This is a genomic window from Streptomyces sp. NPDC002499 (genome assembly GCF_053595415.1).
The window spans coordinates 172266-186182 of the sequence record NZ_JBSFXO010000003.1 but is presented as its reverse complement, the minus strand read 5'-3'; the positions used below and the strand labels follow the sequence as shown (position 1 = coordinate 186182).

The window sequence follows — 13917 nt, the reverse complement described above, 5'->3', positions numbered from 1 at the left end:
CGCCCTTCCTGACAGGGGCGGCCCCGTTCGGCATGTGTCTACATGCCTACCAACCGACGGCGACCAGAAGCCACTGCGGGTTGGCATGGGAGACGAAGGAGGACTGACCCGCCACGTCGTCGTAGGGGAAGCCGTAGGCGAGTTGGTTGATGGCGTTGTCGTGCCAGAACTTGGCGTAGTAGTTGGCGGGCGCGGCCTTGTAGAACTGCGCGGGGTCGGACTGCTGCGAGGCCGGCAGCGTGGCCACATGCCGGTTGAGTCCGGCGCACATGTCGGGATTGGCGGCCAACGAGCCCGCGCACCCGAAGATGTCGGAAGTGGCCGCGTTCACGCCGACCGACTGGGCGTACGACGTGAAGTAGTTGGCGTTGACCCCACCCGCACGGAAACTCGGGTCGCTGCCGGGCGCGATGATCCGGTACGGCCCCTGGGTCTGGGCCAGCACCTTGAACTGCGAAGGCACCGCGTCCGTGAACCGCTGGAATGTGGTGGCGCGATCCTCGGCGAAGGTCTGCCGGTTCTCACCGACCTCGACGTCGTAACCGTCCTTGCTGTGCAGGCGCATGGCGAGCTTGAGCCCGAAGGCGTCGACGCGGGTGGTGTTCCCGTTGAAGACGTTGTTGCCGACGGTGAACTCGATGAAGTCGTAGTACGAGCTGGTGGGCGAACCCAGATAGAAGTACATCCGGCCCGCGGAGTTGGCCGGCATGTCCAGGTAGGGCTGCTCGGCGATGGAGTGCGTCTGCCCGTTGAAGCTCCAGTACACCTGGCTGTCCGGGTACTTGCCGTTGGTCCGGTTGAGGATCTTCACCTCGACGGCGTTGGCGGCCGGGGGAATGTCGGTGGTACTCCCCCAGAAGTCGTCCGGCGGCGTGGTACTTCCAGGCCCATAAACCTGGAACTCCCAGAGCGAGTAGCCCCATTGGGTGGCCCGTGCGGTGCCGTTCACCCGCACGTAGCGTCCACTACCGGAGACATTGATGCTCTGGTTGCCGCCGGTGGAGGTGGTGGTGGAGTAGACGGTGGTCCAGCTGTTGGCGTCGTTGGAGATCTGGATCTGGTAGGCGGTGCCGTAGGCGGCCTCCCAGTTCAGTGCGACCCGGGTGAGCTGCTGCACGGACCCGAGGTCCACCCGCACCCACTGCGGATCGGCGAAGGCCGAGGACCACCGGGTGCCGGTGTTCCCGTCGACGGCCGCACTGGCGGGAAAGGCCCCGCTCTCGGTCGAGGACGCGGTGGCGGGCTTGCCCTGGGACAGCAACTGCTCGGCGGCCCGGGCGGGCGACGACGTGAGGGTGACGAAACAGGCGACGATCAGGATGACGACGAGTCCGAGAGCGGTACGGGGGCGTACGACACGGGCCGAAGGTCTGCCGGGTGTGCCGGGTACGCCGGCGGAAGTCTGCATGGGGAGTCTCCTCAAGCCGGTTCGGCGTGCGGGGGTAGGAGCAACAGCAGATGTGAGAGCGCTCTCCCCGGGTTGTAGCCCCACCCTTGCCCGACGTCAACAACTGAAGCCGAATCCGCAGCAGTTGGTCGATGAGGGCGCGCGATGCCGCCGATCCGTTCAGGACCCGACCGCGGGCCGGATCCCAACGGGGCTTGTTCCTCCATCACTTGACGCGACCGGTACGGACCTTCGTGAAGGTCAGGAGCCTTTGCCGGCCCGGCTCACCACAAGGTGCGGCCCCCGTCGATCACCAGGATCTCCCCGATCACGAACGACGAGGCGGGACTCGCCGTCGATGCCGAACCGCCCTTAGCGACGCTGTGACCGGCGGTTCGCCCGGCGACCGGCCCGGGACGGGCACCGTCGCCGGACCGATCAGGCCTACTTGGCCATCGGCTCCAGAATCGCCACACACTCCACGTGATGCGTCATCGGGAACAGATCGAACGCCCGCAGCGTCCGCACCTTGTACCCCCCGTCCCGGAAATACCCCAAGTCCCGAGCCAACGCAGCCGGATCGCACGCCACATAAGCGATCCGCCGCGCCCCCAGCGACACCAGGTGCTCGACCGTCCGCTTCCCCGCTCCCGCCCGAGGCGGGTCCAGGACGATCAGGTCGGCCTCGGTGATGCCGGTGCGCGGGAGGACCGCCTCGACCTTGCCCTGTTCGATCCGGACACGCTCGAACCCCGCGAGGTTGTGCCGCGCGTCCTCCACCGCCCGCTTGCCGGACTCGATGCCGAGGACCGCGCCCTTCTCGCCGAGGCGGTCCGCGAGGGCGCCGGCGAAGAGGCCGACGCCGCAGTAGAGGTCGAGCGCCATCTCGCCCTTGCGTGGCATGAGGCCCTGCATGACCGCCTTGACGAGGGTGTCGGCGGCCATCGGGTGGACCTGCCAGAAACCGCCGCTCCCGACCCGGTACGTACGACCGTCGGCCCGCTCACGCACGAATCCGCGACCGTGGACACGGTGGATGCCGCCGTCGTGCTCCTCGACCCGCATCACGGAGACCGGGCGGTCCAGCTCGACCAGGGGCAGACGGGCGCCCGGTTTCGGCTCCAGGATCACCATGCGGTCCTGGGAGCCCGTCGCCGCGATCGCGTCGACCGACGCCATGCCGGCCCAGTCCCGCTCCTCGATGCCGAGCTCGCTGACGCCCGGCGCCGCGATCATGCAGTGCTCGACCGGCTCGACCTCGTGCGAACGGTGCCGGCGCAGACCGGCGTTGCCGTCCACGTCCACCGCGTACTGCACGCGCGTCCGCCACTGCGGCACCTGCCCGGCCGGCAGCTTGTCGCCCTCGGCCGGCAGCACCGTGCCGTCCCAGCCGGCCTCCTCCGGGGTGAGGCCCGCGAGCCGCTGGAGCTGCTCGGCGATCACCTCGCCCTTGAGCCGGCGCTGCGCCCCCGGCTTGGCGTGCTGCCAGTCGCAGCCGCCGCAGCGGCCGGGACCGGCGTAGGGGCAGGGCGCCTCGATGCGGTCCTTGGACGCCGAGAGGATCTCGACCGCGTCCGCGCGCAGGAAGCGGGCGCCCTCCTCGCCGTCGGTCACCCGGGCCACGACCCGCTCACCGGGCAGCGCGTGCCGGACGAACAGCACCTGGCCCTCGGAGGTACGGGCGATACAGTGCCCGCCGTGCGCGACGGGCCCGACCTCGACCTCGTACGCCTCCCCGACCAGCGACTTCTTCGGTTCTGCCTGCATGGCGGGGTGACTCCACAACATCGAAAGAGAATACGGCCGGACAACAGCCCACCAGTCTACGTGGGTGCCGTCCGGCCGCCGACCAACGAACGTCGGCCCTTGCCGCCCGAGGCCAAGGACTCGCTCAGGCCTTGCCGCCCGTCCCCGTGCCCGTGCCCGACCCTGTCGGCTCCTTCGGCCGCACCTGCGCCGGACCCCGCCGCACCGCACCCGGCGCGTTCCAGTCCTGCCGCTTGCGGGCGCGGTCGCGGGCCGCCTCCGAGGACTGCAGCTGGTACGGCACGGACGTCACCATGATGCCCGGCACGAACAGCAGCCGGCCCTTGAGCCGCAGCGCGCTCTGGTTGTGCAGCAGATGCTCGTACCAGTGGCCGACCACGTACTCGGGGATGATCACGGACACCGCGTCGCGCGGCGACTCCTTCCGTAGCCCCTTCACGTACTCGATGATCGGCCGCGTGATCTCGCGGTAGGGCGAGTCGAGGACCTTCAGCGGTACGTCGATCCCGCGGCGTTCCCACTCCTCGCGCAGCGCCTTGGTCTCGGCCGGGTCGACGTTGACGCTGAGCGCCTCCAGGGTGTCCGAGCGCATCAGCTTGGCGTAGGCGAGAGCGCGCAGGGTGGGGCGGTGGATCTTGGAGATCAGGACGACGGAGTGCACGCGGGAGGGCCGCACGCTGTCGTCGCTCGGGCCCTCGGGGGCCGCGATCTCCGTGGAGACCCGGTCGTAGTGCTTACGGATCGCCGTCATCGTCGCGTAGAAGATGACCATGCCGAGCAGGGCGACCCAGGCGCCGTGGGTGAACTTGGTGCCGAGGACGACGACCAGGACCAGGCCGGTGAAGAAGGCGCCGAAGGTGTTGATGGCGCGCGAGCGGACCATGTGGCGGCGCTTGGCCGGGTCCTTCTCGGTGGCCAGGTGGCGGTTCCAGTGCCGGACCATGCCGGTCTGGCTGAGCGTGAAGGAGACGAACACGCCGACGATGTAGAGCTGGATCAGCCGGGTCGAGTCGGCGCCGTAGATGACGACGAGCAGCATCGCCGTGCCGGCCAGGAGCACGATGCCGTTGGAGAAGGCGAGCCGGTCGCCGCGGGTGTGCAGTTGGCGGGGCAGATAGCGGTCCTGGGCGAGGATCGAGCCGAGCACCGGGAAGCCGTTGTAGGCGGTGTTGGCGGCCAGGAAGAGGACCAGCGCGGTGGCCGCGGCGAGGATGACGAAGAGGAAGCTGCCCTTGCCGAAGACGGCCTCGGCGACCTGGGTGATGACCGGGTTCTGCACATAGCCGGAGCCGACCTCGGCGCCGTTCCTGAGCAGGTCGGTGGCCGGGTTCTCGGCCATCCGGACCTTGGTGGTCAGGGCCAGGACGATGATCCCGCAGAACATGGTGACCGCGAGCAGGCCCATCGCGAGGAGCGTGGTCGCCGCGTTCTTCGACTTGGGCTTGCGGAAGGCGGGCACGCCGTTGGAGATCGCCTCGACGCCGGTGAGCGCGGCGCAGCCGGAGGAGAAGGCGCGCAGCAGCAGGAAGACGAGGGCGAATCCGGCCAGGCCCTGGTGCTCGGCCTTGATCGTGTAGTGGGCGGTCGGCGCGCGCATGGTGTCGCCGAGCACCAGGCCGCGGAACGCGCCCCACGCGATCATGATGAAGACGCCCACGACGAAGACGTATGTCGGGATGGCGAAGAGCTTCCCGGACTCCTTCACCCCGCGCAGGTTCATCAGGGTCAGCAGCACGATCACGCCGACCGCGCAGGCGACCTTGTGCTCGACCACGAAGGGGATGGCGGAGCCGAGGTTCTCGATGCCGGAGGCGATCGAGACGGCGACGGTGAGGACGTAGTCGACGAGCAGGGCGCTCGCGACGGTCAGCCCGGCCTTGGGGCCCAGGTTGGTGGTCGCCACCTCGTAGTCGCCACCGCCGCTGGGGTAGGCGTGCACGTTCTGCCGGTAGGAGGCGACCACGGTGAACATCAGCACGACGACCGCAAGGGCGATCCAGGGGCTGAAGTGGTAGGCCGACACACCCGCGATGGACAGGACCAGCAGCACCTCGCCGGGGGCGTAGGCCACGGAGGAGAGCGGGTCGGAGGCGAAGACGGGGAGGGCGATGCGCTTCGGCAGGAGCGTTTCGCCCAGCCGGTCACTGCGCAGTGCGCGCCCGATCAAAATCCGCTTGGGCACGTCGGTCAGTTTGGACACAACTGAGCATCGTAGGCGTTCGAACGGGTGCACAACCACCCTCCCCCGTTCTCGACACGCTCGAACGGGGGCACCCCCATCTCCACATCTGCCCTCCGGGTGAACTCTGAGCCGGTCCGGCGACGGATTCCGCAGCTCGCCCGCTCCCCATGTCTATATGACTAACACCGCCCCATTCCCCGGCCGTTGCCGCCCTCTCGTCGCACCCCGGAGGTTCCATGCACGCCACAGCGGAGTTGATCGGCGCCGCGGTGACTCTCGTCGGTCTCGGACTCCTGACGCTCGCCAGCGTCCGCAGCATCAGCCGTCGCTGATCTCCCGGGCGTGCACGGCAACCGTGCACAGGGGTGCCGACGTCCTACCGCGCGTGTGTAGCTTGGGCGTCGGTCTGAGACCCTTGGCTGAGCAGTAGTTTTAGGACACCGGAAGGACGGTCGTGCACATCGTCATCATGGGCTGCGGAAGAGTGGGTTCCGCTCTTGCCCAGACCCTGGAGCAACAGGGGCACACGGTCGCCGTGATCGACCAGGACCCCACCGCCTTCCGTCGTCTCGGTCCCGGATTCGGCGGCCGCCGGGTCACCGGAGTCGGCTTCGACCAGGACACTCTGCGCGAGGCCGGCATCGAGGAGGCCGGCGCCTTCGCCGCCGTCTCCAGCGGCGACAACTCGAACATCATCTCGGCCCGGGTGGCCCGCGAGATGTTCGGCGTGGAGAACGTCGCGGCCCGTATCTACGACCCCCGTCGCGCCGAGGTCTACCAGCGCCTGGGCATCCCCACCGTGGCCACGGTCCGCTGGACCGCCGACCAGATGCTGCGCCGACTGCTGCCCTCGGGCGCGGAGCCGCTGTGGCGCGACCCCACCGGCGGTGTCCAGCTCGCCGAGGTGCACGCCTCCGCGGCCTGGGTCGGCCACAAGATCAGCACGCTGCAGGAGGAGACGGGCGTCCGCGTGGCGTTCCTGACCCGGCTCGGCGAGGCCGTCCTGCCCAGCTCCCAGACGGTGCTGCAGGAGGGCGACCTGGTGCACGTGATGATGCGCACCGACGAGGTCGACAAGGTCGAGGCGTCCTTCGCCAAGGGTCCCGAAGAGGAGAGCGGTCACTGATGAGGGTCGCCATTGCCGGCGCCGGCGCCGTGGGCCGCTCGATCGCGGGCGAACTGCTGGAGAACGGCCACGAGATCCTGCTCATCGACAAGGCGCCGACCGCCATCTCGGTCGAGCGCGTCCCGCAGGCGGAGTGGCTGCTCGCCGACGCCTGCGAGATCACGTCCCTGGACGAGGCCGCGCTCCAGCGCTGCAACGTCGTGATCGCCGCGACCGGCGACGACAAGGTCAACCTCGTCGTCTCCCTGCTCGCGAAGACGGAGTACGGCGTCCCGCGCGTCGTCGCCCGCGTGAACAACCCGAAGAACGAGTGGCTCTTCAACGAGTCCTGGGGCGTCGACGTCGCCGTCTCCACCCCGCGCCTGATGTCGGCCCTGGTCGAGGAGGCGGTGTCGGTCGGCGACCTGGTCCGGCTGCTCCGCTTCAGCCACGGCGACGCCAACCTCGTCGAGCTGACCCTCCCCGAGGAGTCGGCGCTGGCCGGCACCCAGGTCGGCGACGTGGAGTGGCCCGAGGACACGTCCCTGGTCACCATCATCCGCGGCACCCGGGTCCTCACCCCGTCCCGCGAGGACTCCCTGGAGGCCGGCGACGAACTCCTGTTCGTGGCGGCCCAGGCAAGGGAAGAGCAGCTGGAGGACCTGCTGTCGGTCCGCCGGGAGGACGCGGCGGGCTAGCCGACGGTTCCGTCTGATCCGGTACGTGGATGAGGGGCCCTGGGATTCCCAGGGCCCCTCATCCACGTACCGGAAACTCTGCTTCTTCGCGTACCGGGAACTACGCCTCGCGGCGGTGTCGGCCCGCGATCTCGCCCTGTTCCGCGCGCTCCTCGGCCAGGGCCGCCTTGCGCTCCTTTTCCGCCTGCTCTTCCGCTTCCATCTCGGCGAAGACGTCGATCGGCGCGGGCGCCTTCGCGAGGAAGACCCAGGTCAGCCAGACCGCGAGAAGGAAGGGCGGGATCTTGAGGGCGATCAGGACCCAGCCCAGCTGCGCGGTGTTGGCCCACCAGTAGAGGGGGAAGAGGACCGCGCACTTGGCCAGGAGGATCAGGCCCCAGGCCCAACTGGCCTTCGCGTACGCCTTCTTGCGGCCCGGGTTGCGGGTGCGCCAGGAGAGGTTCTCCTTGAAGACCGGGCCGAGGATGAGGCCGATCAGCGGGACCCCGCACAGGGTCGTGATGATGTACGCCAGCGCCAGACCCAGCGTGTAGAGCATGCCGGGGAGGTAGAAGTCCTTGGCGTTGCCGGTCATCATCGCGAAGACGACACCGAAGGCGACGCCGAAGACACCGCTGAAGGCGTGCTTGACGGTGTCCCGCATGGCCAGCCGGACCACCACGAGCGCCAGGGAGACCGCGAGGGCGGCGATGGCCGACCAGTGCAGGTCCTTGTTGATCGTGAAGATGGTGACGAACAGCAGGCCGGGCAGGACGGTCTCGACCATGCCCCGCACTCCACCGAACGCCTCGAACAGGGCGGCCTCGGTCACCGCCCGCGCATCGTCGGCTTGAGTGTCTTCGGTCGGCTTGTCGAGCGACGTCACCGGCTACTCCCGTCCGAGGGGTCTCAGTTCGTATTTCGGATTGAACAGCACCCGGCGGCCTCGGCTCATCGAGATCCGGCCCGATGCGATCAGTCTGCGTCCCGGCTCTATCCCCACGATGGAGCGCCTGCCGAGCCACACCACGTCCAGCGCGGCGGAGCCGTCGAACAGCTCGGCCTCCAAGGCCGGGACCCCCGCGCGCGGGCGCAGGGTGACCGTGCGCAAGGTACCAGTAACCGTGACGATCTGTCGGTCGTGGCAGTCACCGATCCGCACGCAGCCCGCGGTCTCCGCGTCCTCACGCAGCTCCTCCGACTCCAGGTCCTCCTGGGACGAGGAGAGCCGGTCGAGCATGCGCCGGAAGCGGCCCACCGCCTTTTCGGAACGAGGAACAGCACTCATATCTGAAGCGTACCGGGGTGCACTGACACGTACGTACCCGCGGACCCCGGCGTTCGAACGGGTACCCCGTCCCCGGTCACTTGTCGTCACCTCGCCTCACTTCTCGAAGCGATATCCCATCCCCGGCTCCGTGATGAAGTGCTTGGGATGCGAGGGGTCCGCCTCCAGCTTCCGGCGCAGCTGGGCCATGTACACGCGCAGGTAGTTGGTCTCCGTCCCGTACGACGGACCCCACACCTCCTGGAGCAGCTGCCGCTGGCTCACCAGCCGGCCCGTGTTGCGGACCAGCACCTCCAGCAGATGCCACTCGGTGGGCGTGAGCCGTACGTCCCTGCCGTCGCGGTGGACCTTCTTGGCGGCCAGGTCGACGGTGAACTCCTCGGTCTCCACCGCCGTCACCTCGTCCTCGCCGACCCCGACCGGCTCGGCCCGGCGGACGGCGGCCCGCAGCCGGGCGAGGAGTTCGTCCATGCCGAAGGGCTTGGTGACGTAGTCGTCGGCGCCCGCGTCCAGGACCTGGACCTTCTCGTCGGAGGAGTGCCGGGCGGACAGTACGAGGATCGGCACCCGGGTCCAGCCGCGCAGACCCCGGATCACCTCGACGCCGTCCATGTCGGGCAGGCCCAGGTCCAGGACGACCACGTCGGGGTGGCGGGCGGCGGCGAGCTGGAGGGCGGTGGCGCCGTCGTGCGCCGCGTCGACCTCGTACTTGCGCGCCCTGAGGTTGATCACGAGGGCGCGCACGATCTGCGGCTCGTCGTCGATCACGAGCACCCGGGTCATTGGACCTGCCTCTCGGGTTGTGCCTGCTGTCGAAGCTCCTGCGGGGCCGATCCTGCCGCGCGCAGGGAGAGGACCATGGTGAGGCCGCCGCCGGGCGTGTCCTCGGCGTTGAGGGTGCCTCCCATGGCCTCGGCGAAGCCGCGCGCCACCGCGAGCCCCAGGCCCACGCCGGCCCCGCGCGGGGCGTCACCGTAGCGCTGGAAGGGCTCGAAGATACGGTCCTTGGCGTCGTCGGGGACGCCGGGCCCGCGGTCGACCACCCGGACCTCGACCCGGTCGGCGATGGCGCTGGCGGCCACCAGGACCTGCTTGCCGTGCGGGTTGTACTTGACGGCGTTCTCGACGAGGTTGGCCACCGACCGCTCCAGGAGCCCCGGGTCGACGGCGACCATGGGCAGCGTCTCCGGGACGTCCAGGTCGACGCTGCCCTCGGGGACCCCGACCAGCGCCATCGGCACCACTTCGTCGAGGTCGATCTCGCGGATCAGCGGGGTGACCGTGCCGGTCTGCAGGCGGGACATGTCCAGGAGGTTGCCGACGAGGTGGTCGAGGCGGTCGGCGCCCTCCTCGATGCCCTCCAGGAGCTCGGCCTGGTCCTCCTCCGACCAGGCCACGTCGTGGGAGCGCAGCGAGGAGACGGCCGCCTTGATGCCGGCCAGCGGGGTACGCAGGTCGTGGCTGACGGCGGCCAGCAGGGCCGTGCGGATGCGGTTGCCCTCGGCGAGAGCGCGGGCCCGGTCGGCCTGTTCCTGGAGGCGGCGGCGGTCCAGGACGACGGCGGCCTGCGCGGCGAACGCGGCCAGCACCCGGCGGTCCTCGGCGGGCAGCACGCGGCCGGTCAGGGCGAGCGCCATGTGGTCGCCGACCGGCACGTCCACGTCCGCCTCGTCGGGTCGGGCGACGGGCGGGCCGGTGCCGACGCGGCCCGCGCAGGTCCACGGGTCGTGCTCGCCGGTCCGCTCCAGCAGGGCCGCCGACTCCATCCCGAAGGTCTCGCGGACCCGCTCCAGCAGGTCCTCCAGGCCGGTCTCGCCGCGCAGCACGTTGCCCGCGAGGAACGACAGGATCTCGGACTCGGCGCGCAGCCGGGCCGCCTGGTGGGTGCGCCGGGCGGCGAGGTCGACGACGGAGGCGACCGAGATGCCGACGCCCACGAAGATCACGATGGCGACGATGTTCTTGGGGTCGGCGATGGTGAACCTGTGCAGCGGCGGCGTGTAGTAGTAGTTCAGCAGGAGCGAGCCCACCGCGGCCGAGGCCAGCGAGGGCAGCAGCCCGCCGAGCAGGGCGGCCGCCACGGTCAGCGCCAGGAACAGCAGCATGTCGTTGGCGAGACCGAGGTCGACGGCGTTGAGCAGCAGCGCCAGGACCACCGGCCCGAGCACCCCGACGATCCAGCCGGCGATGATCCGGGACCGGCCGAGCCGCGCGCTGCGGGCCACCGGGAGGCCGCGGCCCTTGCCGGCCTCGCCGTGCGTGATCAGGTGGACGTCGAGGTCGGGTCCCGACTCGCGGGCGACAGTGGCGCCGACGCCCGGTCCGAAGACGTACTGCCAGGTCTTGCGGCGGGAGACGCCGAGCACGATCTGGGTGGCGTTGACCCCGCGCGCGAAGGCGAGCAGGGCGGCCGGTATGTCGTCGCCGACGACGTGGTGGAAGGTGCCGCCGAGGTCCTCGACGAGGGTGCGCTGCACGGCGAGTTCCTTGGGCGAGGCCGCGGTCAGGCCGTCGCTGCTGGCTATGTAGACGGCCATCACCTCGCCGCCCGCGCCCTTCTCGGCGAGCCGCGCGGCCCGTCGGATGAGGGTGCGGCCCTCGGGTCCGCCGGTGAGGCCGACCACGATCCGCTCCCGCGAGCCCCAGATCTTCGACACCCGGTGCTCGCTGCGGTACTGCTTCAGGTACTCGTCGACCCGGTCGGCCACCCACAGCAGCGCCAGTTCGCGCAGCGCGGTGAGGTTGCCGGGCCGGAAGTAGTTGGACAGGGCCGCGTCGACCTTGTCCGGTTTGTAGACGTTGCCGTGTGCCATGCGGCGGCGCAGGGCCTGGGGCGACATGTCGACCAGCTCGATCTGGTCGGCGCGCCGCACCATCTCGTCCGGCACGGTCTCGCGCTGCCGTACGCCGGTGATCGACTCGACGACGTCGCCGAGCGACTCCAGGTGCTGGATGTTCACGGTGGAGACGACGTCGATGCCGGCGGCGAGCAGTTCCTCGACGTCCTGCCAGCGCTTGGTGTTGCGCGAGCCGGGGATGTTGGTGTGCGCGAGTTCGTCCACCAGGGCGACCTGGGGGTGCCGGGCGAGCACGGCGTCGACGTCCATCTCGGAGAAGACGGCCCCGCGGTGCTCCAGCTCCTTGCGGGGCACCTGCTCCAGGCCGTGCAGCATCACCTCGGTGCGCGGCCGGTCGTGGTGCTCCACGAAGGCGACGACGACGTCGGTACCGCGCTCCACCCGCCGGTGCGCCTCGGAGAGCATCGCGTACGTCTTGCCGACGCCCGGTGCCGCACCGAGGTAGATCCGAAGCTTGCCGCGTCCCATGGCCCCATTGTCTTCCGCTCACCGCTGACTGCGCAGCGTCGAGAGTACGGCGGGCCATCGCGACAAAAGGGGCGGCCAGGGGCCGAGCGGCGCTCTTTGACGGAACTCTGACGCGGGGCGCTCAGGAGTGCCGACTCAGTGCTCGACGATCTCCCCGTCGCCCAGTTCCAGCACCCGGTCGGCCAGGTCGAGCAGGGTCGCGTCGTGGGTGGCGACCAGGGCGGTGACCCGCTCGCTGTGCACGACGGCGCGCAGCAGCTCCATGACGGCGTGCCCGGTCTCGACGTCCAGCTGGCCGGTCGGCTCGTCCGCGACGAGCAGCGAGGGGCTGTTGGCGAGGGCACGGGCGATGGCGACGCGCTGCTGCTGGCCGCCGGAGAGCTCCCCGGGCCGCTGCTTGGCGTGGTCGGCGAGGCCCACCAGGGCCAGCAGCAGCTCGACGCGCTCCTCGCGCTCGCGCACGGGCGCCCGGCGCAGCCGCATCGGCACCCCGACGTTCTCGGCGGCGGTCAGGATCGGGACGAGCCCGAAGGACTGGAAGACGAATCCGATACGGTCCCGGCGCAGCCCCAGCAGTCCGTCCTCGCCGAGTTCGGAGAGGTCGAGGCCGTCGACGGTGACCCGTCCCCGGTCCGGCAGGTCGAGTCCGCCGACGATGTTGAGCAGGGTGGTCTTGCCGGATCCCGAGCGCCCCTTGAGGGCGACGAGTTCGCCGCGCGGGACCTCGAAGGAGACACCGCGCAGCGCGTGCACGGCGGCGGCTCCGTGGCCGTAGGACTTGTGGACGTCCTCGACCCGCACCATGGTCTCGGTGACCACCTGGCTGTTCATGTCGACTCCCCCGTCTCGTCTCCCCCGAAGACCGGGCGCCAGTATCGCGGTCGGGCGCCCGGCCGTTCAACGGTTCAGTTCGGGTTGTCGCCGTGGGTGAGGGTCTCCCAGGCCACGAAGAGGTTGTTGCTGCCGGCCGGGCGCTGGTTCTGGGTCAGCGTCTGGGTGTTGGCCATGGCGATGCCGAGGCGGTTGTGCAGGGCGTTGTAGCCGACCTCGGTGATCGGGCCGAGGCCCCGGGTGAGGGTGCCGCCGCACAGCCAGCTCGGGGCGGCCTCGCCCAGCTGGTACTTGGACTGGAAGCCGAGTGCCTGGCGCAGCCGTTCGCCGACGTCGGTGCCGTAGAGGTCGGCGCCCTGGATGCGGCTGGTCTCGGCGACGTGCGAGATCGCGGAGATGCCGTATCCGGTGTGCACGAAGTCCCGGCAGGTCTCCTGGGTGAGCCCGGTGACGAAGGTGGACTGGCCCTGCCAGTACGAGACGATCTTGGCGGTGGTGTTCAGGTTCTGGCTGGGCACGGTCTTGGGCACCGAGCCGTCGGAGGCGAGGTACACGTAGGCGGCGGTGCGGGTGCGGAACTTCGCCATGGCGGTGTCGTAGGACGCCTTGTCCTCCAGGAAGACGGAGATGCCGACGGCGGCCTCCATCATCGACAGCTCCCAGTTGCCGTTGGAGTTGGAGCCCTTGATGACGACGGGGAGGTAGACGTTGCGCAGCATGGTGGAGAAGCGGGCGGAGTTGGCCCAGGTGCCGGTGTACGTGTACTTGATGATCTCGGCGGCCTTGGGCCAGGAGGAGCCGGCCCAGCCGGTCTGCAGGGGCGCGTTGCTGTTGGTGTGACTGGTGATCGTGCCCGACCAGGCGTCCATGAGCTGGATCGCCTTCTGGGCGTAGCGCGCGTCCTTGGTGATGTACCAGGCGAGCGCGTCGGTGTACGCGGCTATCGCGTCCTCGCGCTCGTCGGTGCAGCCGTAGTTGGGGTTGGAGTACGAGCCGCACTCGACGGTCGCCCGGGGCGCGGGCGTGCGGGTCAGGCTGGCGTACTTGCTCGCCATCATCTGGTCGTAGGCGCCCTTCCAGGGCTGGGCGCCGGCGTTGACCTTGGTGCGGGCGAACTCCAGCTGGGCCGCGGAGACGGTGACTCCGGGGTGGACGAAGGTGGCGGGGGCGGAGTGGGCGGCGGGAGCCGAGAGGGCACCGAGCAGCAGGGCGGCAACGGTCGTGATCAAGGCGGTTCTGCGCATGTGGGGGTCTTCCGTTCTCCTATGTGAACGTGAAGCGCCTTTATGAACGGACGCGTTGAGCGGAGACCATAGGTACAGACCAATACGCCGTCAAGAGGTCACGCACGCCG

General features: G+C 69.9%; 11 protein-coding genes. 2 read left to right on the top strand and 9 right to left on the bottom strand.

Annotation, left to right across the window (positions count from 1 at the left end; translation table 11 throughout):
• Positions 1 to 46 precede the first annotated feature (46 nt).
• The 3 genes from ACWD5F_RS08920 to ACWD5F_RS08910 all read right to left on the bottom strand — a co-directional run bounded on the left by ACWD5F_RS08920 (position 47) and on the right by ACWD5F_RS08910 (position 5354).
• Positions 47 to 1408, bottom strand: coding sequence for a beta-1,3-glucanase family protein (locus ACWD5F_RS08920; protein WP_451252508.1), 1362 nt, complete (start codon positions 1406 to 1408; stop codon positions 47 to 49).
• Between the two features lie 423 nt (positions 1409 to 1831).
• Complete coding sequence (locus ACWD5F_RS08915) at positions 1832 to 3154, bottom strand: class I SAM-dependent RNA methyltransferase (protein WP_451252506.1); 1323 nt, start codon at positions 3152 to 3154, stop codon at positions 1832 to 1834.
• A gap of 124 nt (positions 3155 to 3278) precedes the next feature.
• Entirely contained in the window at positions 3279 to 5354 is a 2076-nt protein-coding gene (locus ACWD5F_RS08910; RefSeq protein ID WP_451252504.1) for an APC family permease, read from the bottom strand.
• A gap of 436 nt (positions 5355 to 5790) precedes the next feature.
• Between ACWD5F_RS08910 and ACWD5F_RS08905 the strand changes: the two genes are divergently transcribed.
• Positions 5791 to 6462 carry a potassium channel family protein gene (locus ACWD5F_RS08905; protein WP_123997181.1) on the top strand — a complete coding sequence of 224 codons (672 nt, stop codon included), beginning with the start codon at positions 5791 to 5793 and terminating at the stop codon, positions 6460 to 6462.
• On the top strand, positions 6462 to 7139 hold the full coding sequence (locus ACWD5F_RS08900) for a potassium channel family protein (protein WP_401721972.1): 678 nt from the start codon (positions 6462 to 6464) through the stop codon (positions 7137 to 7139). The genes ACWD5F_RS08905 and ACWD5F_RS08900 overlap by 1 nt, the downstream gene beginning before the upstream one ends.
• Positions 7140 to 7239: 100 nt before the next feature.
• Here ACWD5F_RS08900 and ACWD5F_RS08895 read toward each other — a convergent pair whose 3' ends face one another.
• From ACWD5F_RS08895 to ACWD5F_RS08870, 6 genes are all read right to left on the bottom strand, one after another.
• Positions 7240 to 8004 (bottom strand): DUF3159 domain-containing protein, encoded by a 765-nt coding sequence (locus ACWD5F_RS08895; RefSeq protein ID WP_401721975.1) that lies wholly within the window; start codon positions 8002 to 8004, stop codon positions 7240 to 7242.
• A gap of 3 nt (positions 8005 to 8007) precedes the next feature.
• Complete coding sequence (locus ACWD5F_RS08890; RefSeq protein ID WP_401721977.1) at positions 8008 to 8406, bottom strand: OB-fold nucleic acid binding domain-containing protein; 399 nt, start codon at positions 8404 to 8406, stop codon at positions 8008 to 8010.
• A gap of 96 nt (positions 8407 to 8502) precedes the next feature.
• The gene (locus ACWD5F_RS08885) at positions 8503 to 9189 is read right to left on the bottom strand and encodes a response regulator (protein WP_401721980.1); all 687 of its coding nucleotides are present in this window, start codon (positions 9187 to 9189) and stop codon (positions 8503 to 8505) included.
• Positions 9186 to 11732, bottom strand: a complete 2547-nt coding sequence (locus ACWD5F_RS08880; RefSeq protein ID WP_451252500.1) for an ATP-binding protein — start codon at positions 11730 to 11732, stop codon at positions 9186 to 9188. Before ACWD5F_RS08880 ends, ACWD5F_RS08885 begins: the two co-directional genes overlap by 4 nt.
• A 135-nt stretch (positions 11733 to 11867) precedes the next feature.
• The gene (locus tag ACWD5F_RS08875) at positions 11868 to 12563 is read right to left on the bottom strand and encodes an ABC transporter ATP-binding protein (RefSeq protein ID WP_401721986.1); all 696 of its coding nucleotides are present in this window, start codon (positions 12561 to 12563) and stop codon (positions 11868 to 11870) included.
• Positions 12564 to 12637: 74 nt separating this feature from the next.
• Positions 12638 to 13807, bottom strand: a complete 1170-nt coding sequence (locus tag ACWD5F_RS08870) for an alginate lyase family protein (protein WP_401721989.1) — start codon at positions 13805 to 13807, stop codon at positions 12638 to 12640.
• Positions 13808 to 13917: the final 110 nt, after the last annotated feature.